The organism is Cellulomonas sp. Y8, from assembly GCF_008033115.1.
Lineage (GTDB): Bacteria > Actinomycetota > Actinomycetes > Actinomycetales > Cellulomonadaceae > Cellulomonas.
In genome coordinates this window covers 187742-211294 of sequence record NZ_CP041203.1, presented here as the reverse complement: position 1 = coordinate 211294, position 23553 = coordinate 187742, and the positions used below count along the sequence as shown (strand labels likewise).

19 protein-coding genes are annotated in these 23553 nt (G+C 75.4%); 13 read left to right on the top strand and 6 right to left on the bottom strand.

Annotated elements, in window-relative coordinates; all coding sequences use genetic code 11:
- The first annotated feature begins 150 nt into the window (after positions 1-150).
- The 7 genes from gltB (at position 151) to FKM96_RS00950 (ending at position 11372) form a co-directional block, all read left to right on the top strand.
- Positions 151-4719 carry a glutamate synthase large subunit gene (gene gltB / locus FKM96_RS00980; protein WP_147796827.1) on the top strand — a complete coding sequence of 1523 codons (4569 nt, stop codon included), beginning with the start codon at positions 151-153 and terminating at the stop codon, positions 4717-4719.
- On the top strand, positions 4712-6193 hold the full coding sequence (locus FKM96_RS00975; RefSeq protein ID WP_147793676.1) for a glutamate synthase subunit beta: 1482 nt from the start codon (positions 4712-4714) through the stop codon (positions 6191-6193). The genes gltB and FKM96_RS00975 overlap by 8 nt, the downstream gene beginning before the upstream one ends.
- A 121-nt stretch (positions 6194-6314) precedes the next feature.
- The gene (locus tag FKM96_RS00970) at positions 6315-7793 is read left to right on the top strand and encodes a glutamate synthase subunit beta (protein WP_147793675.1); all 1479 of its coding nucleotides are present in this window, start codon (positions 6315-6317) and stop codon (positions 7791-7793) included.
- An 86-nt stretch (positions 7794-7879) separates the two neighbouring features.
- Complete coding sequence (gene pyk, locus FKM96_RS00965; RefSeq protein WP_147793674.1) at positions 7880-9310, top strand: pyruvate kinase; 1431 nt, start codon at positions 7880-7882, stop codon at positions 9308-9310.
- Positions 9311-9430: 120 nt separating this feature from the next.
- Entirely contained in the window at positions 9431-10072 is a 642-nt protein-coding gene (locus FKM96_RS00960; RefSeq protein ID WP_147793673.1) for an SRPBCC family protein, read from the top strand.
- A 99-nt stretch (positions 10073-10171) separates the two neighbouring features.
- Complete coding sequence (locus tag FKM96_RS00955; protein WP_210417337.1) at positions 10172-10681, top strand: DUF664 domain-containing protein; 510 nt, start codon at positions 10172-10174, stop codon at positions 10679-10681.
- A 37-nt stretch (positions 10682-10718) separates the two neighbouring features.
- The gene (locus FKM96_RS00950) at positions 10719-11372 is read left to right on the top strand and encodes a uridine kinase (RefSeq protein WP_147793672.1); all 654 of its coding nucleotides are present in this window, start codon (positions 10719-10721) and stop codon (positions 11370-11372) included.
- Between the two features lie 43 nt (positions 11373-11415).
- On the opposite strand, the gene FKM96_RS00945 is transcribed toward FKM96_RS00950, so the two are convergent.
- A complete protein-coding gene (locus tag FKM96_RS00945) occupies positions 11416-12255 on the bottom strand; it encodes an alpha/beta hydrolase (RefSeq protein ID WP_147793671.1) in 840 nt (279 codons plus the stop codon).
- Between the two features lie 293 nt (positions 12256-12548).
- Between FKM96_RS00945 and FKM96_RS00940 the strand changes: the two genes are divergently transcribed.
- On the top strand, positions 12549-13556 hold the full coding sequence (locus FKM96_RS00940) for a hypothetical protein (protein ID WP_147793670.1): 1008 nt from the start codon (positions 12549-12551) through the stop codon (positions 13554-13556).
- A gap of 39 nt (positions 13557-13595) precedes the next feature.
- Positions 13596-13724, top strand: a complete 129-nt coding sequence (locus FKM96_RS00935; protein WP_147793669.1) for a chromosome partitioning protein — start codon at positions 13596-13598, stop codon at positions 13722-13724.
- A gap of 21 nt (positions 13725-13745) precedes the next feature.
- Here FKM96_RS00935 and FKM96_RS00930 read toward each other — a convergent pair whose 3' ends face one another.
- Positions 13746-14126 carry an SHOCT domain-containing protein gene (locus FKM96_RS00930; protein ID WP_246855119.1) on the bottom strand — a complete coding sequence of 127 codons (381 nt, stop codon included), beginning with the start codon at positions 14124-14126 and terminating at the stop codon, positions 13746-13748.
- A gap of 205 nt (positions 14127-14331) precedes the next feature.
- Here FKM96_RS00930 and FKM96_RS00925 point away from each other — a divergent pair, with 205 nt between their 5' ends.
- Together FKM96_RS00925 and FKM96_RS00920 are read left to right on the top strand one after the other, a co-directional pair.
- On the top strand, positions 14332-17085 hold the full coding sequence (locus tag FKM96_RS00925) for an HAD-IC family P-type ATPase (protein WP_147793668.1): 2754 nt from the start codon (positions 14332-14334) through the stop codon (positions 17083-17085).
- 62 nt (positions 17086-17147) lie between these two features.
- Complete coding sequence (locus tag FKM96_RS00920; protein ID WP_147796824.1) at positions 17148-18647, top strand: MFS transporter; 1500 nt, start codon at positions 17148-17150, stop codon at positions 18645-18647.
- Positions 18648-18830: 183 nt separating this feature from the next.
- On the opposite strand, the gene FKM96_RS00915 is transcribed toward FKM96_RS00920, so the two are convergent.
- A complete protein-coding gene (locus FKM96_RS00915; protein WP_147793667.1) occupies positions 18831-19166 on the bottom strand; it encodes an SHOCT domain-containing protein in 336 nt (111 codons plus the stop codon).
- A gap of 67 nt (positions 19167-19233) precedes the next feature.
- Positions 19234-19671 carry a DUF6325 family protein gene (locus tag FKM96_RS00910; protein ID WP_246855118.1) on the bottom strand — a complete coding sequence of 146 codons (438 nt, stop codon included), beginning with the start codon at positions 19669-19671 and terminating at the stop codon, positions 19234-19236.
- 297 nt (positions 19672-19968) lie between these two features.
- Between FKM96_RS00910 and FKM96_RS00905 the strand changes: the two genes are divergently transcribed.
- On the top strand, positions 19969-20337 hold the full coding sequence (locus tag FKM96_RS00905; protein ID WP_147793666.1) for a hypothetical protein: 369 nt from the start codon (positions 19969-19971) through the stop codon (positions 20335-20337).
- A gap of 275 nt (positions 20338-20612) precedes the next feature.
- On the top strand, positions 20613-22520 hold the full coding sequence (locus FKM96_RS20930; RefSeq protein ID WP_210417336.1) for a LuxR C-terminal-related transcriptional regulator: 1908 nt from the start codon (positions 20613-20615) through the stop codon (positions 22518-22520).
- A gap of 22 nt (positions 22521-22542) precedes the next feature.
- Here FKM96_RS20930 and FKM96_RS00895 read toward each other — a convergent pair whose 3' ends face one another.
- Positions 22543-23040 carry a hypothetical protein gene (locus FKM96_RS00895; RefSeq protein ID WP_147793665.1) on the bottom strand — a complete coding sequence of 166 codons (498 nt, stop codon included), beginning with the start codon at positions 23038-23040 and terminating at the stop codon, positions 22543-22545.
- A 10-nt stretch (positions 23041-23050) separates the two neighbouring features.
- Positions 23051-23533, bottom strand: a complete 483-nt coding sequence (locus FKM96_RS00890) for a DUF1269 domain-containing protein (RefSeq protein WP_147793664.1) — start codon at positions 23531-23533, stop codon at positions 23051-23053.
- Positions 23534-23553: the final 20 nt, after the last annotated feature.

Genomic DNA, 23553 nt, shown 5'->3' with positions numbered 1-23553 from the left:
CCCGTGTGACCCACCTCACTTTCTCGCGATGTGAGCGCCTGTGTTTCCGGCAGGTATCGTCGCCACACTTGTAGCCCGGGCCGATGACGTCCCAGCCTCCCCCCATTGCTCTACCTGGGCCCGCTCCCCGGGTCCGTGAGGACGGTGCTGATGCCCGCGTCGCCTGTGCGTCCCGGTGCTTCTCCCGTGCAGCAGCAGGGTCTGTACGACCCGGCTGCCGAGCACGACGCCTGCGGTTTCGCGTTCGTCGCGACGCTGCGGGGTACCCCCGGCCGCGACATCGTCGACGCCGGTCTGACCGCCCTGCTCAACCTCGACCACCGCGGCGCGGTCGGTGCGGAGGAGAACAGCGGCGACGGGGCCGGCATCCTGACGCAGATCCCGGACGCGTTCCTGCGGGACGTCGTCGACGCCGAGCTGCCCCCGGCCGGCCGGTACGCGATCGGCATGGCGTTCCTGCCGCAGGACGACGAGGAGCGCGCCGTCGCGGTGCGCGCCGTCGAGGCGATCGCGGCCGAGGAGAAGCTCGACGTGCTGGCGTGGCGCGACGTGCAGGTGACGGCCGACCTGGTCGGCCCGACCGCGCGCTCGTCCATGCCGGTGTTCCGCCAGCTCGTGGTGGCGGACCCGTCGCGCGAGCTCGCCGGCATCGAGCTGGACCGCCTGGCGTTCCGGCTGCGCAAGCGCGCCGAGCGCGAGCTGGGCGTCTACTTCGCCTCGCTGTCCGCCCGCACGCTGTCCTACAAGGGCATGCTCACCACCGGCCAGCTGGAGCCGTTCTTCGCGGACCTGTCGGACCCGCGGTACGCCTCCGAGATCGCGCTGGTGCACTCGCGGTTCTCCACGAACACGTTCCCGTCCTGGCCGCTCGCGCAGCCGTTCCGGATGATCGCCCACAACGGCGAGATCAACACGGTGCGCGGCAACCGGAACTGGGTGGCGGCGCGCGAGGGCACGCTGCAGTCGGACCTGCTGGGCGACCTGGCCCCGCTGCTGCCGGTGTGCACGCCGGGCGGCTCGGACTCGGGCTCGTTCGACGAGGTGCTGGAGCTGCTGCACCTCGGCGGCCGCACCCTGCCGCACGCGATCATGATGATGATCCCGGAGGCCTGGGAGAACCACGCGCAGATGGACCCCGCGCGGCGGGCGTTCTACGAGTACCACGCGTCGCTGATGGAGCCGTGGGACGGCCCGGCGGCGATGACGTTCACCGACGGCACGCTCATCGGCTCGGTGCAGGACCGCAACGGCCTGCGCCCCGGCCGGTTCTGGGTCACGGAGGACGGCCTCGTCGTCATGGGCTCCGAGGCGGGCGTGCTCGACCTCGACCCGGCGACGGTCGTCCGCAAGGGCCGCCTCGAGCCCGGCAAGATGTTCCTGGTCGACACGAACCAGGGCCGGATCGTCGAGGACGACGAGATCAAGGCGCAGCTCGCCGCGCAGCGGCCGTACGCCGAGTGGGTCCGGGAGAACTCGGTCTACCTGGAGCAGCTGCCCGAGCGCGAGCACATCGCGCACTCCTCGGCCTCGGTGCGCCGCCGGCAGCGGACCTTCGGGTACACCGAGGAGGAGCTGAAGATCCTCCTGACGCCCATGGGTGCCTCCGGCGCGGAGCCGCTGGGCGCGATGGGTTCGGACACGCCGGTCGCCGTGCTGTCCCAGCGCCCGCGGCTGCTGTTCGACTACTTCACGCAGATGTTCGCGCAGGTGACCAACCCGCCGCTGGACGCGATCCGCGAGGAGCTGGTCACGTCCATCGGCGGCGCGATCGGCCCCGAGCCGAACCTGCTGGACGACACCCCGCTGCACGCGCGCAAGCTCGTGCTGCCGTTCCCGGTGCTCGACAACGACGGCCTGGCCAAGATCGTCAAGATCGACAAGGACCCCGCGATGGTGGGCGTGTTCCGGTCGACGATCGTCCGCGGCCTGTACCGCGCGGCGGGCGGCGGCGAGGCCCTCGAGCAGCGGCTCGAGGAGATCTTCGCCGAGTGCGACCAGGCGATCGCCGACGGCGTGAGCTTCCTCGTGCTGTCCGACCGCGACTCCGACGCGGACCGTGCGCCGATCCCGTCGCTGCTGCTGCTCTCGGCCGTGCACCACCACCTGCTGCGCCGGCACACCCGCACCCAGGTGTCGCTGGTCGTCGAGGCCGGCGACGTGCGCGAGGTGCACCACGTCGCGCTGCTCATCGGCTACGGCGCAGCAGCCGTCAACCCGTACCTGGCGATGGAGACCGTCGAGGACCTGGCCGCCAACGGCTACCTCGCGGGCGTCGCGCCGGAGCAGGCCGTCAAGAACCTCATCAAGGCGCTCGGCAAGGGCGTCCTGAAGGTCATGTCCAAGATGGGCATCTCGACCATCGCGTCCTACCGCGGCGCCCAGGTGTTCGAGGCCATCGGCCTGTCCCAGCCGCTCGTGGACCGGTACTTCACCGGCACGACCAGCCGGCTCGGCGGCATCGGCCTGGACGTCATCGCGGCCGAGGTCGCGGCGCGGCACAACGACGCGTACCCGGCCAACGGCAACCGCCTGGCGCACCGCCGCCTGGCGACCGGCGGCGAGTACCAGTGGCGCCGGGACGGCGAGGAGCACCTGTTCGACCCGGAGACCGTGTTCCGGCTGCAGCACTCCACCCGCACGCGGCAGATGGACGTGTTCCGCGACTACACGCACCGGGTGAACGAGCAGTCGTCCCGCCTGATGACGCTGCGCGGTCTGCTGGAGCTCAGGACCGGCGAGCGGACCCCCGTGCCGGTCGACGAGGTCGAGCCGGTGAGCGAGATCGTCAAGCGGTTCAGCACCGGGGCGATGTCCTACGGGTCGATCTCGGCGGAGGCGCACGAGACGCTCGCGATCGCCATGAACCGGCTCGGCGCCAAGTCGAACACCGGCGAGGGCGGCGAGGACCCGGACCGGCTGCACGACCCGGAGCGGCGCTCGGCGATCAAGCAGATCGCGTCCGGCCGGTTCGGCGTGACGTCGGAGTACCTGACGTTCGCGGACGACATCCAGATCAAGCTCGCCCAGGGCGCCAAGCCGGGCGAGGGCGGCCAGCTGCCCGGCCCCAAGGTGTACCCGTGGGTCGCGAAGACCCGGCACTCGACGCCGGGCGTCGGCCTGATCTCGCCGCCGCCGCACCACGACATCTACTCGATCGAGGACCTGGCGCAGCTGATCCACGACGCCAAGAACGCGAACCCGCGGGCGCGGATCCACACCAAGCTCGTCAGCGAGTTCGGCGTGGGCACCGTGGCGGCGGGCGTGGCCAAGGCGCACTCCGACGTCGTGCTCATCTCGGGCCACGACGGCGGCACCGGCGCCTCGCCGCTGACCAGCCTCAAGCACGCGGGCACCCCGTGGGAGATCGGCCTGGCCGAGACCCAGCAGACGCTCGTGCTCAACGACCTGCGCGACCGCGTCGTGGTCCAGGTCGACGGCCAGCTCAAGACGGGCCGCGACGTCATCATCGGCGCGCTGCTCGGCGCCGAGGAGTTCGGCTTCGCGACGGCGCCGCTGGTCGTGTCGGGCTGCATCATGATGCGCGTCTGCCACCTCGACACCTGCCCCGTGGGCGTCGCGACGCAGAACCCCGACCTGCGGTCCCGGTTCACCGGGAAGCCGGAGTTCGTGGTGACGTTCTTCGAGTTCATCGCGCAGGAGGTCCGCGAGCTGCTCGCGGAGCTCGGCTTCCGCAGCATCGAGGAGGCCGTCGGCCACGTGGAGCTGCTGGACTCCCGCAAGGCCGTCGAGCACTGGAAGGCGCAGGGCCTCGACCTGACGCCGGTGCTCGCCGTCCCCGAGCCGCTGCCCGGCTCCGCCCTGCACCACGTGCAGGACCAGGACCACGGCCTCGACCGCGCGCTGGACAACCAGTTCATCGCGATGGCGGCGGACGCCCTGGAGGACGCGCGCCCGGTCCGCATCGAGCTGCCGGTGCGCAACGTCAACCGCACCGTCGGCACGATGCTCGGCCACGAGGTCACCCGCCGGTACGGCGGCGCGGGCCTCCCGGACGGCACGATCGAGGTCGCGCTCACCGGGTCGGCCGGGCAGTCGTTCGGCGCGTTCGTCCCGCGCGGCATCACGCTGCGCCTCGAGGGCGACGCCAACGACTACGTCGGCAAGGGCCTGTCCGGCGGCCGGATCGTCGTGCGGCCCGACCGCAACGCGGTGCTGAGCGGCGAGCACAACGTCATCGCCGGCAACGTCATCGGCTACGGCGCCACGTCGGGCGAGATGTTCCTGCGCGGCGTCGTCGGCGAGCGGTTCGGCGTCCGGAACTCCGGCGCGACGCTGGTCGTCGAGGGCGTGGGCGACCACGGCTGCGAGTACATGACCGGCGGCACCGTCCTGGTGCTCGGCCGGACCGGCCGCAACTTCGCCGCCGGCATGTCGGGCGGCACGGCCTACGTGCTCGACCTCAAGCCCGAGCGCGTCAACGTCCAGGCCGTCGCGGCCGGCGAGCTGGGTCTGGACCCGCTCGACGACGAGGACGCGGCGCTGGTGACCGACCTGCTGCGGCGGCAGGCGGAGGAGACCGGGTCGCGCGTCGCGGCCGAGCTCCTCGCCGACCCCGCGGCGACCCGCGCCCGGTTCACCCGGGTGCGGCCGACCGAGTACTCCCGCGTCCGCGCGGCGCTGGCGAAGGCCGAGGCCGACGGCCTCGACCCGAGCGCGCCCGGCGTGTGGGAGGGCATCCTGGAGGTGGCTCGTGGCTGACCCCCGCGGCTTCATGAAGGTGCGGGAGCGCGAGCTGCCCGCCAACCGTCCGGTGCCACTGCGGCTCATGGACTGGCGCGAGGTGCACGAGCACCGCAGCGCCCAGGACGACCCGCAGTCGGCGACCCTGCTGCACCAGCAGTCGGGCCGCTGCATGGACTGCGGCGTCCCGTTCTGCCACAACGGCTGCCCGCTGGGGAACCTCATCCCCGAGTGGAACGACCTGGTGTGGCGCGGCCAGTGGGCCGACGCGATCGAGCGCCTGCACGCCACGAACAACTTCCCGGAGTTCACGGGCCGGATCTGCCCGGCCCCGTGCGAGTCGGCCTGCGTGCTGGGCATCAACCAGCCCGCGGTGACGATCAAGAACATCGAGGTCTCGATCATCGACGAGGCCTTCGACCGGGGCCTGGTGCACCCGCAGGTGCCGCAGCGCCTGTCCGGGCACACCGTCGCCGTGGTCGGCTCGGGCCCCGCCGGGCTCGCCGCCGCCCAGCAGCTGACGCGCGCCGGGCACACCGTCGCGGTGTACGAGCGGGACGACGCGATCGGCGGCCTGCTCCGGTACGGCGTGCCGGACTTCAAGCTGGAGAAGCGGCACATCGACCGCCGGCTCGAGCAGATGGCCGCCGAGGGCACCCGGTTCCGCCCGAACGTCGCGATCGGCCGGGACATCACCTGGGCGCAGCTGCGGTCCCGGTACGACGCCGTCGTGGTCGCCACCGGCTCGACCGTGCCGCGCGAGCTGCCGCTGCCCGGCCGCGACCTGGCCGGCATCCACCCCGCGATGGAGTACCTGTCCCGGTCGAACAAGCTCGTCGCGGGCCAGGACGTCCCGGACGCCATCGACGCGGCGGGCAAGCACGTCGTGGTCATCGGCGGCGGCGACACCGGCTCGGACTGCGTCGGCACCGCGCTGCGCCAGGGCGCCGCGTCCGTCACGACGCTCGCCATCGGCAAGCAGCCGCCGACCGAGCGCCCGGCGAACGCGCCGTGGCCGACCGACCCGGTGCTGTTCGAGGTGTCGTCCTCGCACGAGGAGGGCGGCCAGCGCGACTACCTCGCGTCGACCGTCGCGTTCCTGGGCGACGACGAGGGCCGCGTGACCCACCTGCGGCTCGCGACGACCGAGTACCTGCCCGACGGCCGCCGCGTCCCGACGGCCGGCACCGAGCGGGACATCCCGGCGGACCTGATCCTCATCGCGATGGGCTTCACCGGCCCGGAGACCGAGGAGCTCGTCGGCCAGGCCGGCGTCGACCTCACGGCCCGCGGCACCGTGGCGCGGTCGGACGACTTCGCCACCAAGGTCCCCGGCGTGTTCGTCGCCGGCGACGCGGGCCGCGGCCAGTCGCTCATCGTGTGGGCGATCGCCGAGGGCCGCGCCGCGGCCGCCGCGGTGGACACCTACCTGGGCGGCAGCACCGAGCTGCCCGCGCCGGTCACGGCGGGGACGGTGGCGCTCCGGGCCTGAGCCCGCGCCACGCCGGTCCGCCACGACGCCCGCCCGCCCCGCACCCAGGGCCGGCGGGCGTCGTGCGTGCGGGACGTCCGGCCCACCCGGTCGTCGGCCGTGGCGCCTAGCGTCACCGGGCATGGCCGACCCCAAGGGCTTCCTCACCCACCGCGCGCGCGAGACCCCGCCGAACCGCCCCGTGCCGGTGCGGCTCCTGGACTGGCGGGAGGTGCACGGCCACCGCGCCGGGCACGCCGAGGACGTGGCCCGCGTCCAGCGGCAGGCGTCCCGGTGCATGGACTGCGGCGTGCCGTTCTGCCACCACGCGTGCCCGCTCGGGGCGCTCGCGCCCGAGTGGAACGACCTGGCGTGGCGCGGCCAGTGGGCCGACGCCGCCGAGCGGCTGCACGCGACGCACTCGTTCCCGGAGATCACCGGCCGGGTCTGCCCGGCGCTGTGCGAGGCGTCCTGCGTCCTCGGCCTGCACGACGAGGCGGTGACGATCCGCGAGGTGGAGCTCGCGGTGGCGGAGGAGGCGTTCGACCGCGGGCTCGTCGCGCCGCAGGTGCCGCAGCGGCTCACCGGGCAGACCGTGGCCGTGATCGGGTCCGGCCCGGCGGGGCTCGCGGCCGCGCAGCAGCTGACCCGGGCCGGGCACACCGTCGTCGTCTACGAGCGCGCCGACGCGCCCGGCGGTCTGCTGCGGTACGGCATCCCCGAGTACAAGCTGGAGAAGCGCGTCCTGGACCGCCGGCTGGACCAGATGCGGGCGGAGGGCACCCGGTTCCGCTGCGGGGTCGACGTCGGCGTGGACGTCACGGGGGAGGAGCTGCGGGCGCGGTTCGACGCCGTGCTGGTGTGCGTCGGATCGACCGTGCCGCGCGACCTGCCCGTCCCGGGCCGGGAGCTCGCGGGCGTGCTGCCGGCGATGGACTACCTGGTGCCCGCGAACCGGGCCGCGGCGGCCGGAGGGGACCCGGTGCCGGGCCAGCCGCTCGCGACCGGGCTGGACGTCGTCGTGATCGGCGGCGGGGACACCGGGGCGGACTGCCTCGGGACGGCCCTGCGGCAGGGCGCGCGGTCGGTCACGCAGCTGGAGATCATGCCGGAGCCGCCGTCCGCCCGCCGGGACGCGGACCCGTGGCCGGTGTGGCCGCTGCTGCTGCGCGTCTCCTCGGCCCACGAGGAGGGCGGCGAGCGCGCGTACGCGGTCACCACCGAGGAGGTGCTGGGCGACGCCGACGGCCGGGTCCGGGCGCTGCGGGTGCGCGACGTCCGGGTGGTGGACGGCCGGCCGGAGCCGGTGCCGGGCACCGACCGCGAGCTGCCGGCGCAGCTCGTGCTGCTGGCCCTGGGGTTCACGGGACCGGAGCCCTCGCCCCTCCTGACGCAGCTCGGGCTGGTGATCGGCGGGCGACGAACGGTCGAACGTCACGCGAACTTCGGGACCGAGGTCCCGGGTGTCTACGTGGCGGGGGACGCAGGCCGGGGGCAGTCGCTCGTGGTCTGGGCCGTGGCGGAGGGTCGGGCCGCCGCGGCGGCCGTAGACTCTGACCTGTCTGGCAGCACCGCCCTGCCTGCTCCGGTCACCGCGAGCACCGTGGCGATGCGTCCGTAGACCATCAACCGCGCACGTCCGGCGGGCCCGGCCCACCAGGACGTTCGGTCCGAACCGTCTGTCACGAAAGGCCTAGGCTTTCCCCCATGCGTAGAGCGAAGATCGTCTGCACCATCGGCCCCGCCACGGAGTCCGCCGAGCAGATCCAGGCCCTTGTCGACGCCGGGATGGACGTGGCGCGGCTGAACCGCAGCCACGGCGACACCGAGGTGCACGAGCGCGTGTACAACAACGTGCGCGCCGCCGCGAAGGCCTCCGGCCGCTCCGTGGCCGTCCTGGTCGACCTCCAGGGCCCGAAGATCCGCCTCGGCCGGTTCGTCGAGGGCAAGCACTACCTCAACGAGGGTGACACCTTCACCATCACCACCGAGGACGTGCCGGGCACCAAGGAGCTCGTCTCCACCACCCACAAGGGCCTGGCCGGCGACGCCCGCGTGGGCGACCCGCTGCTGATCGACGACGGCCGCGTCCTCGTGCGCGTCACCGCCGTCGAGGGCCCGCGCGTCGTCACCCGCGTCGAGGTGGCCGGCCCGGTCTCCAACAACAAGGGCATCAACCTGCCCGGCGTGGCCGTGTCCGTGCCCGCGATGAGCGAGAAGGACGAGGAGGACCTGCGCTGGGCCCTCCGCGTCGGCGCCGACATCATCGCCCTGTCCTTCGTCCGCAACGCCGCCGACTACGACGACGTCCGCCGGATCATGGAGGAGGAGGGCCGGGTCGTCCCGGTCATCGCCAAGGTCGAGAAGCCGCAGGCCGTCGAGGCCCTGGCCGAGATCGTCGACGCGTTCGACGGCATCATGGTCGCCCGCGGCGACCTCGGCGTCGAGCTCCCGCTGGAGCAGGTGCCGCTGGTGCAGAAGCGCGCCGTCGAGCTCGCCCGCCGCAACGCCAAGCCGGTCATCGTCGCCACCCAGGTGCTCGAGTCGATGACCAACAACCCGCGCCCGACCCGCGCCGAGACCTCCGACTGCGCCAACGCGGTGCTCGACGGCGCCGACGCGGTCATGCTGTCCGGCGAGACCTCCGTGGGCGAGTACCCGATCGAGACCGTGCGCACCATGGCGCGGATCATCGAGGCGACCGAGGAGCTCGGCCGGGAGCGCATCGCCCCGCTCGGCTCGACCCCGCACACCCGCGGTGGCGCGATCACCCGCGCGGCGGCCGAGATCGGCGAGACCCTCGGTGTGAAGTACCTCGTGACCTTCACGCAGTCCGGCGACTCCGCGCGCCGCATGTCCCGCCTGCGCTCGTCCATCCCGCTGCTGGCGTTCACCCCGCAGACCTCGGTCCGCAACACCCTGTCGCTCAGCTGGGGCACGCAGACGTACGAGGTGCCGCAGGTCGAGCACACCGACGCGATGGTCCAGCAGGTCGAGTCCACCCTGCGCGCGCAGGGCCTCGCCGAGGTGGGCGACTACGTCGTCGTCGTGGCCGGCACGCCGGTCGGCGTCGTCGGGTCGACGAACTCGATCATCGTGCACAAGATCGGCGACGACGCCTCGGGCCGCGTGGCCTGAGCCGTCCCGCTCACGCGTGAGGGGCCCCGCAGCGCACGCGCGCCGCGGGGCCCCTCGCGCGTGCCGGGGTGGGACCGACGGCCCTGGTGTTCGGGTCCGGGACGGTGTTGCGTGGAGCGCATGACCTCCCACCGCGCCGTGCGCGCGCTCGCGATCGCGGCCACGGCGGCCGTCGGCTACTCCCTCGCCCGCGGGCGGGCGCTGCACTGGGGCGCGTCCCAGGTGGAGCGCTCGGTGGGGCTGCCCGGCGACGACCTGGTCCCGGACGCGGACCTGGTCGCGACCCGGGCGATCACCGTCCACGCCCCGGCCGAGCGGGTGTGGCCCTGGCTGGTGCAGCTGGGCCAGGGACGCGGCGGCTTCTACAGCTACGACGCGCTGGAGGGACTGGTCGGCCTCGGCATCACCAGCGCCGACCGGATCGAGCCGCGCTGGCAGGAGCTCGCGGTCGGCGACGAGGTGCGCCTCGCCCCCCAGGTCGGCCTGGCGGTCGCGGTGCTCGACGCGCCGCACGCCCTCGTGCTGCACGGGGCGGGACCGTCGCTCCCGGACGAGGACGTGCCGCCGTTCGACTTCGCGTGGGCGTTCGTGCTGCGGCCGGGTCCGATGCAGGGCAGCTGCCGCCTGGTCGTGCGCGAGCGGTACGGGTACCGGGAGCCGTGGGCGCGCTGGATGGTCGAGGGCGTCTCCTGGGTGAGCCTGCTCATGACCGAGCGGATGCTGCGCGGCGTGCGGGACCGCGCGGAGGCCGCCGGGGACTGAGGCCGGGCCGCCCCGCGCGCACGTGTCACCACCTCGGCATACGGTCGTGAGGACCGGCGACGAGGGCCGCCCGCGCGGCGGCCGGCGAGGGGAGTGCGTGTGGACGGCGTGGCGGTGCTGCAGGACGGGTTCGGCCGGATCGGCGACCTGGTGCACGGGGTGCTCGACGGGCTGGGGGAGGACGAGCTGACCGCCCGGCTCGGGCCGGAGGCGAACACGATCGCCTGGCTGGTGTGGCACCTGGCGCGGGTCGAGGACGCGCAGGTGGCCGACGTCGCCGGCACGGAGCAGGTGTGGACGGCCGACGGGTTCGCCGAGCAGTTCGGCCTGCCGTTCGACACGGACGCGACCGGCTACGGCCAGGGCCCGGACGAGGTGGCGCAGGTCCGCGTCGAGGGCGGGCTGCTGCGTGCCTACGCCGACGCGACCCGCGCCGCGACCGACGCCTACCTCGGCAGGCTGTCCGAGGAGGACCTGGGCCGCGTGGTCGACGAGCGCTGGGACCCGCCGGTCACGGTCGGCGTGCGGCTCGTGAGCGTCCTCGGCGACGTGCTGGAGCACGCGGGGCAGGCGGCGTTCATCAAGGGCGTGGTGCGCTCCGGCAGCTGACCGGGCCCCACCTCGGCGCGCGCGGCAGACTGTCCCGGTGCGCGTCGAGCCCGTCAGCCCCGAGGTCCTGGTCGAGCGGCTCGTGGAGCGGGTGGTCGACGGGCTGGCCGCGGCGCGCGCGGCGGACGGCCCGGGCCGGCGCTGGCGGGTGCTGCTCGACGGGGCGCCGCCGACGGCCCCGGACGCTCTGGCGGACGCGCTCGTCGAGCCGCTGCGCGCCCGCGGGCACGCAGCGGTGCGGGTGAGCGCGGGGGACTTCCTGCGCCCGGCGGGGGTGCGGTTCGAGCACGGCCGGCAGGACCCGGACGCCCTGCTCGACGACGCCCTGGACTCCGGCGCGCTGATCCGCGAGGTGCTGGACCCGCTCGGCCCGGGCGGGGACGGCACCTACCTGCCGGCGCTGTGGGACGCGGCTCGCGAACGGTCGGCCCGCGCGACGCGGGTGCCGACCGCGCCCGGCACGGTGCTGCTGCTGGACGGAGGGCTGCTGCTCGGACGGTGGCTGCCCGCGGACCTGACCGTGCACCTCGCGGTACGGCCCGACACCCTCGCGCGGCGCACGCCGCCCGCCGACGCGTGGCGGCTGCCCGCCGAGGAGCGGTACCGCGCCGAGGCGGACCCGGAGCGCGCCGCGGACGTCGTCGTCCGGGTGGACGACCCGCGGCGGCCGGGGTGGGTGCTCGAGCGCTGAGGCGGTCGGGCGCCGGCGCCGGGCGCGCCGCGGGTCGGCGTCGTCAGCCCGCCTCGACGGCCGGCCGGACCGCGTGGGCGACCGCCCACTCCAGCGCCCGGTCCGCGACGGCCTCCCAGCCCGGCTCGGCGCAAGTCCAGTGCGACCGGCCCGGGATCTCGACGTACTCGGTGACCGCGGGGGACTTGCCGTACTTCTTCGCGTTCCCCCGGTTCACCGACGGCGGCATGATGTGGTCCTCCCCGCCGGCGAGGAACAGCAGCGGCGCGCGGTCGGCGTCGTAGTCGACCCAGGTCTCCTGGTGGCCCGGCTTGAAGTTGGCGATCAGCCCGTACGCCCACAGCCAGGACCCCGGCGCCCCGATGGCGTACCGCTCCCAGGCGGCGTCGGAGTCCTCGCGGCTCAGCGTGTTGGCGAACGCGTAGTGGAACTGCTCGGGCGTGAACGACACGGCCTCGTGCCGGGTCGACGGGTGGGTGAACGTCGGCAGCAGCGCCCGCAGCTGGGACGGTGGCGTCACGTACACGTTCTCGGTGGGCGCCGAGTCGATGACGACCCCGGCGGTGCCGAGCCCGCGGGCGAGCAGCAGCTGGGTCAGGGTCCCGCCGAACGAGTGCCCGATGATGATGGGCGGCGCGTCGAGGCCCTCGATGATCCCGGCGAGGTGGTCGACGGTGTCGGGCACGGTCAGCGCGGCGATCACGGACGGGTCCGCGCGCAGGGCCTCGACCTCGACCTCGAAGCCCGGGTACGCGGGCGCGAGCACCCGGTAGCCCTTCGCCTCGTAGTACGGGACCCAGTGCTCCCACGAGCGCGGGGTCATCCAGAGGCCGTGCACCAGGACGATCGTGTCCGGGGCGCCGGCGGGCAGCGGTGCGGTCATGAGGTGCTCCCAGGGTGGTGGGGTGGTGGGACGGACGGTGAGCGCAGCCTCGGGAGGTCTGCGGGACGTGGGTCGCGGTCTCGCACGGTGGCACCAGGGGAGCAGGGCTCCCTGGCCGCATGATGGCGCGGCTCGGGTGCGGCGCGGAAGCCCCCGGGTCTGCCGAGACGGCACCTCTCGGCTGCGAGAAGGGCGCCGCGCACAGCCGAGAGGTGCCGTCTCGGCGGCAGTCGGGGCCGCGGAGGAGGATGCTGGTGGCTGGGCGAGCAGCCCGGACGCAAGGGAGGCGGACGATGAACGCGGCGACGGTGCGGCGGCAGGGCCAGGGCGGGGGCGACGCCCCGAGCACCCCGGAGTACGACGCGTTCGGGCCCTGGGTGGACCCGGTGCGCACGGCGGAGGAGGTCCCGCCGCTGTACCGGGACCACCCGGTGGACCTGGCGGGGAGCCGGCTGGTGCTCAAGGTGCCCCGCGACATCGCCCGCCGCGACGCCACCCCCGACATGGACCTCTACGACCACCTGCTGGTGCTCGGCCCCGACCGGTTCACCGCGCTGAGCCGGCGGACCGGCGGCGACCCCGCGTCGCGCGGCCGCGGCGCGGCCCGGACCGCGGGCGGCCGCGGGTACGACGTGGTCGAGGTGCCGTACGACCAGGTCGCCGCCGTCGGGACGAGCGTCGACCTGCTGGACGGGCGGCTGACGGTGCACGCGCTCGCCGGTCCGTCGGTCGCGGTGCGGTTCAGCGGCTCGTCGGCCGACGTGGTCGAGGGGTTCGTCGACACGCTGCGCACGCTCGCCTGGCCCGTGCCGACGTCCGGCGACCCGGCCCCGCGCGACCCCACGGCGGGGGCTCCGGGGCTCGGGCGGCTCGACCGCCGGGCACTCGGGGAGAAGGAGATCGGCCTGGTGTCGGCCTACCGCGAGGTCGCGGACCGCGAGCCGGGGCTGCGCGCGCTCGCGGCGCACCCGCGGCGGACCGTGGTGCCGCTGCGCGGCGGGGTGTCCCGGGCCGTGCACCTGCTGCACCCGATGACGGTGCAGGCGGCCGTCGTCGCGTCGGACGGCCGCGAGCTGCAGGTGTTCGGCCGGCGCACGTGGCTCGCGCGCGGCCGCACGCCGGTGCACTCCGAGTCCCGGGTGGTGCTGCCGCTCGAGCGGCTCACCGACGTGCGCGCCGTGCCGCACCCGGTCTACGCGGGCGTCGTGGTCGTGACCCTGCGGTCCGGCGACGCGGCCCTGGACCTGCCGGTCCCGGCCGGCTCGGACGCCGAGCGCGTCCTGGCGGGCCTGCTGCGCTGACGCCGTGCGCCCCGCGCGGTGCGGTGGCAGCGTGGTCGCATGAGCGAGGACATCCCCGACAGCTTCGACCCGCAGCAGCCCGACGTGCCGACGCTCGACGTCGACCCGGACCCGCTGCCCGACGACCACGACGGCGAGGCACCGACCCGCGACGAGCCCGAGCACTGAGGGCCCGCCGCGGGTCAGGAGTCACGCCGTGAGGGCACGCGCCTTCAGGCGGCCGAACTCCTCGGTGTCGATGACGCCCTGGTCCAGCAGGGCCTTGGCGTCCGCGATCTCGTCGGCCGGCGACCTGCCGGCCGTCTGGCGGATGTACGCGTCCGTCTCCCGGCGCGCGCTCGCGATCGCCGCCGCGTGCCGCTCGGCCATGCCCCGCCCGCGTGCGATGACGTAGACGAGCATGGACAGCCACGGCACCACGACCAGCGCGACGATCCAGAGCGCTTTCCACCAGCCGCTCAGGTCGCGGTCGCGGAACAGGTCGCCGCAGATCTGCCACAGCAGCACGAGGTAGGCGACGAACAGGAACCACCAGATCATCAGCCAGAACCAGTCCCAGAAGTCGTTCACGGTCCCACCTCTCGCTCGAGCCGCGGCCGACCGCGTCCGTGACCGGCCCGACGACCACGGTGCCGGGCCGCGACCTGCGGCGTCACACCCGTCAGGGGTGAGCCGGACCCCGACTACCCGCCTCGGGTGAGGCCCACCCGTCGTCGCCGCGACGACCGTGGTCGAGGGGGCGCCGCCGGGCGCCCACGCGGCGACGGGCGGGGACATGACGACGACCCAGGTGCCGGCGCGGGAGTGGCACGCCGCGACCGTGGCGGAGACGTGCGCGGCGTTCGGGGTCGACCCGGCGCGCGGGCTGACGGCGGCCCAGGCGGCCGACCGGCTGGCGGAGCACGGGCCGAACGCGCTGGCGGAGGAGAAGCCCGAGCCGAGGTGGCGGGCGTTCGCGCGGCAGTACGCCGACCTCATGCAGCTGGTCCTGGTCGGTGCCGCGGTGGTGAGCATGGTCGCCCTGCGCGACCTCGGCACCGGGTTGGTGATCCTCGCGCTGACGGTCGTGAACGCGCTCATGGGGCTGCACCAGGAGGGCAAGGCGGCCGAGAGCGTGGCGGCGTTGCGCACCATGCTGGTGATGACGGCCCGGGTGCTGCGGGACGGCCAGGTGCTGCAGGTGCCGGCCGAGCAGCTGGTGCCGGGCGACGTGGTCCGGTTCGAGGCGGGGGACAAGGTGCCCGCGGACGGCCGGCTCGTCGTCGCCGCGTCGCTCGAGATCGAGGAGGCCGGCCTGACCGGCGAGAGCACCCCGGTGCCGAAGTCGGTCGACCCGGTCACCGGCGACGCCGTCCCGCTGGGCGACCGCGTCGACATGGCCTACATGAACGCGCAGGTCACGCGCGGCCGCGGCGAGATGGTGGTGACGGCGACCGGCATGGCCACCGAGGTCGGCCGGATCTCCGGGATGCTCGGCGCGGTCGAGACCGACGAGACCCCGCTGACCCGCCAGCTGAACCGGCTGACGGTGATCATCACGCTGATGGCCGCGGTCGCCCTGGTCCTCGTGATCGTGCTCGGCCTCGCGCGCGGCGAGGACTTCGACACCCTGTTCCTGGTCGGGATCAGCCTGGCGGTCGCCGCCATCCCCACGGGCCTGCCCGCGGTCGTGACCATGCTGCTGTCGCTGGGCACCCGGGAGCTCGCGGGCGCCGGGGCGATCGTGAAGCGGCTGCGCTCGGTCGAGACCCTGGGGGCGACGTCGGCGATCTGCTCGGACAAGACCGGCACGCTCACGCTCAACCAGATGACGGCGCGGCGCCTGGTGCTCGCGGGCCGGCGGTACGGGGTCGACGGCGAGGGCTACGCGACCACCGGGCGGATCCTCGCCACCGGCGGCGGCCCCGAGGTCCGGCTGGAGCCGTTCCTGCTGCCGATGGCGCTCGCGAGCGACGCGACGGTCCGCGACGGCGACCTGGTCGGCGACCCGACGGAGGGCGCGCTGGTCGTGCTCGCCGCCAAGGGCGGGTTGGACGTCGAGGAGACCCGGCGGGCCTACCCGCGGGTCGCCGAGGTGCCGTTCGACGCGGCGTACAAGCTGATGGCGACGTTCCACGACGTCGAGGTGGACGGGGTGGCGGCGGTGCGCTGCTACGTCAAGGGCGCTCCGGACGTGCTGCTGGCGCGGGCGACGCACTACCGCGACGCCGACGGCAGCACCCGGCCGATCGGCGACCTGCGCGCGCGGGTCGAGGCGGAGAACGACGCGCTGGCCGGCGAGGGCATGCGGGTGCTCGCGCTGGCGCAGAAGGACGTCGGGCAGGCGGACCTCGCGGGCGAGCTGCTCGACCTGGTGGACGGGCTGGAGCTGCTCGCGCTGGTCGGGATCGTCGACCCGCCGCGCAAGGAGGCCCGGGACGCGATCGCGGCGTGCAAGGACGCCGGCATCCGGGTCCGGATGATCACCGGCGACCACGTCACCACCGCCGCCGCGATCGCCGGGCAGCTCGGCATCGAGGGCCGGGCGCTCACCGGGGCCGAGTTCGCCGCGATGCCGGACGAGCGGCTGGAGGCCGAGGTCGACAGCATCGGTGTCGTCGCGCGGGTCGCCCCGCAGGACAAGGTCCGGCTGGTCGACGTGCTCAAGCGCCGGGGCCAGGTGGTCGCGATGACCGGCGACGGCGTGAACGACGCGCCCGCGCTGACCCGTGCCGACATCGGCGTGGCGATGGGGATCACCGGCACCGAGGTCACCAAGGACGCCGCCGAGATGATCCTCACCGACGACAACTTCGCCACCATCGTCACCGCGGTGGAGCGCGGCCGCGGGCTGTACGACAACCTCATGCGGTACATCCGGTTCCAGATGGTGGTGCTGGTCGGCTTCATCCTCACGTTCGTCGGGGCCGGGGTGTTCACGGTGGCGGCGGGCGTGCCGCTGTCGCCGCTGCAGATCCTGTGGATCAACTTCGCGATCGACGTGGTGCTCGCGATCGGCCTCGGGTTCGACGCGCCCGCGTCCGACCTGATGCGCCGGCGGCCACGGGCCGCGGACGCCCCGGTGCTGGGGCGTGCGCTCGGTGCCCGGCTCGCCGTCGACGGGGTGCTCGTCGCGGTCGCCGTGCTGCTGGTGGTCGCGTGGGCCGAGCCGCGGTACGGGCTGCTCGTCGCGACCACGATGGGGCTGACCGCGATGTCGCTGGTGCACGTGGTGGTCGCGGCGGAGTGGCGGGACCGGTTCCGCAGCGTGCTGCGCGCCGAGACGGTGGCCAACGCGCGGTTCGTGACCCTGGTGCTCGTGGTCCTCGGGCTCACGGTGCTGGTGACCTCGATCCCGCTGCTGCAGCGGCTGTTCGGCACCACGAACCTCACGCCGCAGCAGTGGGGCGTGTGCCTGCTGGCGGTGCTGGGCTACCTGGTCGTGGCCGAGGTGCTGCGCTGGGGCGCGCGGCTGGCGGCGCACCGGGGCGGGGCGGAGGGCCCGGCGGGCGCCGCGACCCCGGCACCGGGGGGCGCCCGGGGCCGGTGACCGCCCCGGCGGAGGCGCTCGACCGCACCGGGCGCCGGCTCGCGGTGCTGCTCGCGCTCGCGATGTTCGTGCTGGTCGTCGACACCTCGCTGATGAACGTGTCGATCTCGGCGGTCGTGCGCGACCTGGGCACCACGGTGAGCGGGGTCCAGTCCGCGATCGCGCTCGAGGCGCTGGTGTCGGCGGCGTTCATCCTCGTCGGCAGCAAGGTCGGCGACCTGGTCGGGCGCAAGCGCGCGTACGTGCTCGGGCTGCTGGGCTACGCGGTCGGGGCGGCCGCCATGACCTTCGCGCAGAGCCTCACGGCGGTGATCGTGCTGTGGGCCGTCGTCGGCGGGCTGGGGGCGTCGCTGCTGCTGCCCGCGATGCAGTCGCTGGTGCACGGCAACTTCGCCGGCACGGCCCAGAAGAAGGTCTACGCCCTGGTCGGCGCCGCCGCCTCGATCGCCGCGGCCGTCGGGCCGCTGCTCGGCGGGTTCATCACCACGTACCTGTCCTGGCGGGTCGCCTTCGGGCTCGAGCTGGTGGTGATCGTCCTCGTGCTGTCCGGCATCCGGCTGGTCCGGGACGTCCCCTACACGGGGTCGCGGGAGATCGACGTCGTCGGGGCCCTGCTGTCCGCAGCCGGGATGGGGGGCCTCGTGCTCGGGGTGCTCGCCTGGCAGGAGGGCGCGGAGTCCGTCGGCCTGCTGCTCGCGGTCGGGGTGCTGGCGCTCGCGGGCCTCGCGGGGTGGCTGGTGCGGCGGTCCCGGGGCGGCCGGGCGGTGCTGATCGACCCGGGCCTGTTCCGCGCCCCGCGGTTCCGGATCGGCGTCTCCCAGCAGCTGCTGCAGCAGGTGGCGCTCGGCGGGGCGATGATCGCGCTGCCGATCTTCCTGCAGATGGTCCTCGAGTACGACGCCATGGCGGCGGGGCTCTCGCTCGCGCCGCTGTCGCTGAGCATGTTCGTCGTCGCGCTGACCATGAGCCGGCGGGCGGGGCGGTGGCCGGCGCACCGGGTGGTGCTGGGCGGGTTCCTGCTGCTGGTGGTGGGCGTCGCTGCGCTGCTGCCGGTCGTGCCCCGCGCCGGGTCGGGCTGGGCGCTCGCGGGGCCGCTGGTGGTCGCGGGCTGCGGGCTGGGGCTGCTCGTCTCGCAGCTCAACGACTACACGCTGTCGCCGGTGTCCGAGGAGCGGGTCAGCGAGGCCGCGGGGGTGAACTCGGCGGGCGGCTCGTTCGGGCTGTCCTTCGGGCTGGCGCTCGCGGGCGCGGTGCTCCTCGCCACGCTGTCCGCCGGGTTCACCGCCCAGGCGCGCGCCAGCGACGTGCTGGCGCCCGCCGACCAGGAGCGGGTGGCGGCGGCGCTCGACGAGGACGCCGAGCTCATGAGCACCTCCCAGCTGGAGGCGCTGCTCGCGGACGAGCCGCCCGCGGCCGCCGCCGAGGTGGTGCGGATCAACGAGGAGGTGCGCCCGCGCGCCCTCCAGGCGGCGCTGCTGGTGCCCCTGGTGGCCGGCGCGCTGGGGGCGGCCAACGCCCTGCGCATGCGCCGCGCCGCGGCTGCGCCGGCCCGCGCCGCGTGACCTCCCCGCCCGCGCACACAGCGCTCGCGCGCCCGCCCGCGGGTTCCTCGCCGAGAAGGCAGCTCTCGGCTGCGTCCGGGGGCGGGTCGACAGGCGAGAGCTGCCATCTCGGTGGGGGGAGCCGGGCGCGGGCGGACCCACCCGCGCCGGCGTCGGTGCGGGTGGGTCCGTCGAGGCCTGCCGTCAGCTCGCCAGGATGCGCGCCTTCTGGTCGGCGAACTCCTCCGCCGTCAGCACGCCCTCGTCCCGCAGCCTCGCCAGGTCGCGCAGCTGCGCGATCCGCGCGTCCGCGGCGTCCTGCGCGGGCGACCCCGCGGGCACCGCCGGGTAGGGCGGCTCCTGGCTGTACCCCGGCGGGCCGTACCCGGCCGGCACCGTGGCGCCGTACTGGGCCTGGGCCGCGCGGGCGTCCTGCTCCGCCCACCGGCCCTGCTGGCGCCGCTGCACCCGCCCCGACACCGCGCTCGCGGTCCCGGCGATCACGGCCGTCCTGGCCACCCCTCGCAGCAGTCCGGGCATGGTCCCCTCCTCGTCGTCGTGTCCTGGTCGTGCCCGTGGTCCGGTCGCCGGCCGCGCCGGCGCCGCCTCACGCGTCCGTCGCGTCGAGCGCCGCGAGCAGCGCCTGCACCGGCACCCGCCCGCTCGCGACGAGCTGCCCGCCCCCGCGGCGCAGCGCCGAGGCGAACGGCGCCGCCCACGCGTTCTCGTAGACGAGCACCCCGGCCGCCGCCCCGGGCGCGAGCGCCGCGGCCGCCTCGGCCAGGTCGTCGTCGCCGAGCAGACCCGACGACGCGCCCTCGAGCACGGTGACGTCGAAGTCGCCGGTGGCGTCCAGCTCGTGCAGGTCGATGCCCGTGACCGTGCCGTCGTCGGCCTTGGCGACGAACGCCAGGTCGAGGACCCGGACGACCCCGCGGTCGACCAGGTCCATCAGCAGCGGGAACGCCTCGCCGTCCAGGCGGTTCTCCGGGAACTCGACGACCAGGTAGTCCACCGGGCCCATGTCCTCGATCGCGGTCTCCACGACTGCCTCCTGCGCTCCGCGGCGCCCGGCACCCCGGGCGGGGCCGCCCCCGCGAACCCGGTGCCTACGCTCGTCGGTGCTGGTCGGACGGGCATCACCCGCCGCGGGTGGACGCCCGGAAACGGCCTTCGCACCGGCGACCGGGGGGTATACGTTGCGGCCATGGGCTCCCCGGGGAGGGGCGCCGGACGAGAACTGCGCGAGCCACCGGGCAGGGGAACCGGGAGACTCGCCGTCCGGACGCCGGAGCAGCGCACCCTGCGACCGTCCGCTGCGCGCACGGTGCGGCGCCCCGCCGTGGACAAGCTGCTCGACGGGGACGGCGACGCCCGGCTCACCGTCGTGTCGGCCGGTGCCGGCTGGGGCAAGACCACCGCGGTGGCGACCTGGGCGGCGGCGCGGCCGGGCCCGGTGGCGTGGCTGTCGCTGGAGCCGCGGGACACGGTGCCCCAGGCGCTCGCCAGCCGCGTGCTGGACGCCCTGCGCACGAGCGGTGCCGTCCCGGGCCGACCACCCGCTCGCCCGGCTGCGGGTGCCGCCGACGAGCACGCCGGCGTTCGTCGCGCGCTGGATGCGAGGACTCGAGCAGCTCCCGCAGGAGGCGACCCTGGTCGTCGACGACCTCGACGTGGTGCGGCACCACACCGTGGTGCAGACGGTCCGTGACCTGCTCGCCGCGGACGTCCCGCTCCGGCTGCTGGTCCTGAGCCGCTCGGAGCCGCCGGTGACCCGCCGGGGGGCGACCCTCATCGCGGCGGAGGACCTGGCGTTCACCGCCGCGGACGTCCGCGGCCTCGGCGAGGTCGAGGGCGTCGACGTGACGCCGGAGCAGGCCCGGCTGGTCCTCGAACGCACCCAGGGCTGGCCGACGGGCGTGCGGATCGCGCTGGGCCGGCTCGCGCGGCTGCAGGGGGATCGGCGAGCCGCCCACCGAGGAGGACGTGGAGGACGCGCTGGCCGACGACCGCGCGGTCGCCGACTACCTCGTCGACGAGGTGGTGGACCGCCAGCCGGACGCGGTGCGCGCGTTCCTGCTGCGGTCCAGCGTGGTCCCGACGTTCAGTCCCGAGCTCGCCCGCGCGCTGAGCCCCGGCGCGCCGCCCGGGCGGCTGCACGACGCGCTCGCGGCGGCGCACGACTTCGTCGGTCCGGTCGCGCCCGCCGGGGCCGCGCTGCGGTACCACCCGCTGCTCCGCGAGATCCTGCACACGACGCTCCGGGTCCGGGACCCCGAGGGGCACGAGGCCGCGCACGCGTGCGCGGCCCGGTGGCTGCTGCGGCACGGCGACCCGGTCGCGGCGCTCGACCACGCGACCGAGGCCGAGGACGGCGAGCTGGTCGGCCGGGTGGTCGCCGAGGCGGCCGCGCCGCTGCTCGTCACGCCGAACCGCGAGGCCGTGCGGCAGGCGCTGCTCCGGCTGCCGTACGACGAGGCGCCGCCGGCGGCGTGGTCCGAGCTGTGCGCCGGTGCCCTCGCGCTGGTCGACCGGGCGTACCCGGCGTGCCGGGCGCACGTGGCCCGGCTGCGGACCCTGGCGTCCCACGACGCCGCGCACGCGGGTCGACCACCGGTGGCCGCCCGGGTCCTGGCCGACCTGCTCGACGCCGCCTCCGCCCGCGGGACCGGCGACGTCGCCGGGCAGGGGAGCGGGGCCGTCGCCGCGCTGGAGACGCTGGCGCAGGCGCCGTGGCCCTTCCCCGCGTACCTGCCGTACCTGCGCTCGGCCCACGACCTGCGCGGCGGGTCGCTGCTCTGGCAGGGCGACGCGGTCGGCGCGCACCGCGAGCTGGCCGCGTCGGTCGCGGAGGACCCGGACGCCGTCGACCTGACCTCGCTGAGCGCGCGCGCCGGCCTCGCGATGGCGCTCGGCGTGCTCGGCCGGCTGGACGCCGCCGAGCGGGCGGCGCGCGAGGCGGTCGACGTCGCGGTGGCGTCCGGCTGGACCGGGTACGCCCACGTCCGGCCCGCGTACGCCGCGCTCGCGTGGGTCGCGCTGCTCCGCGCCCGCTGGGCGGACGCCGACCGGGCCGTCGCGTACGGGCTCGCCGCGACCGACGCGGGCGACGACCCCTGGTGCGTCGCGACGCTGCACGCGGTGCAGGCGCTCGCGGCCCTCGCGCGCGGCCGGGTGCGGGCCGCCGCGCAGGCGCTCGCGGCCGAACGGCCGCCGGGCCCGGTGCCGGCGCTCGTCGCCGGGCTGCGGCTGCGGGCCGCCGCGGAGCTCGCGGCCCTCACCGGCTCCGACGCCGCCGTCGCCCCGGCGGACCCCCGCATCGCCTCCCCGCTCGACGCGCTCGTGGCCGCGCGCCGCGCCCGCGCCCGAGGCGACGCCCCGGCCGCCCTGCGGCACGCGCGCGTCGCGGCCGGGTGGGCGGCGGACACGGGGCAGGTGCTCACCCAGACCGAGGCGTGCCTGCTGCTCGCGGACCTCGCCGAGGAGCGCGGCGCCCCGCGCCTCGCGGACGACCTGGTGCGGCGGGCGCTCGCGGTCGCCGGCGCGGAGCGGGTGGTGCGCCCGTTCGTCGTGCCGGGCGCGGCGGGCCGCGCCGCCCTCACGCGGGTGCTCCCCGAGCGGTCCGACGTCCTGGCCGAGGCCCTGGTGGAGCACCTCGGTGCCCCCGCGCCCGCCGCCCCGGAGCCGGAGCCGCTGCCGGTCCCGCTCACCGACCGCGAGCTGAGCGTCCTCGCCGCGCTGCCCAGCATGGCGAGCAACACCGAGATCGCCGAGGAGCTGTTCGTCTCGGTGAACACGGTCAAGGCGCACCTGAAGTCGCTCTACCGGAAGCTCGACGTGCAGACGCGGCGGGCCGCGGTGGCGCGCGGGCGGTCGCTGGGCCTGCTGAGCTGACGGGACCCGCTCCGCCGGTTCCTCAGTGGTGCAGCGCGTACTTCAGCGCGACCATCGCGACGCCCAGCAGCCCGATGCCCACGGAGTTGGCCACCCGCGCGAACCCCCGGACGCCGCCCGCGGTGGCCATCCGCCAGCCGACGCCGACGAGCAGTGCCGTGTTCGTGAGCAGCGCGACCCGCACCCCGGTGCCGGTCGGCACGTGGAGCAGGGCCTCCGCCAGCAGCACCGCGACCGGCACCAGGCACGCCGCGACCAGCGGGAGGCCGTCGGTGACGACCTCCCGCCGCTCCTCGCCGTGCAGGCTGCGCCCCAGCAGGGTCCGGGTCGCGGTCCAGTGCGCGTAGCTCTCCGCCGCCCAGTACACGAGGAGCGTGCCCAGCAGGGCGAGCGCCAGCCTCGCCAGCCCGATCGAGTCCGGGGCGGCCGCCAGCACCGACCCGGTCACGACCAGGCCGTACAGGTGCCCCGCCCGGCGCCGGACCAGCCGGGGCCGGGTCAGCGCCTCGGTGCCGGCCACGGCGGGCCGCTCAGCCGAACGTCTCGAGCAGCAGGCTCTTCTCGGCCTCGGTCAGGTTCGTCGCGACGAGCCGGGAGCCCAGGCCGTGGAACCGCTCGCCGAGCCGGTCGAGGTCGCCGTCCTGCGTGACCGCCAGCAGCACCGAGGTGCCCTCGGTGGTCTCGTCGCGGAGCTTGATCAGGTCCTTCTCGTCGATCCCGACGCCCTCGACCGACTTGGCCAGGGCGCCGATGCCCGCGCCGGCGGCTGCGCCGAGCAGCGGCACGAAGAACAGCCCGCCGACGAGCAGGCCCCACAGGGCGCCCCAGCCCGCCGCGTGCTTCCCGCCCTCGTGGTGGTGGTGCAGCTCGGGGCGCTTCTCGCCCTCGGGCCAGGACACGACCGCCGAGTCGACGACCGTGACGATCCCCTCGCCCTGGGCGTCGCGCAGGGCGCCCCGCGCGCTCTCGGCGCCCTCGGGGGTGTCGAACTTCCAGGCCGTGAACGTCGTCATCGCTCGTCCTCCTCGTGCGG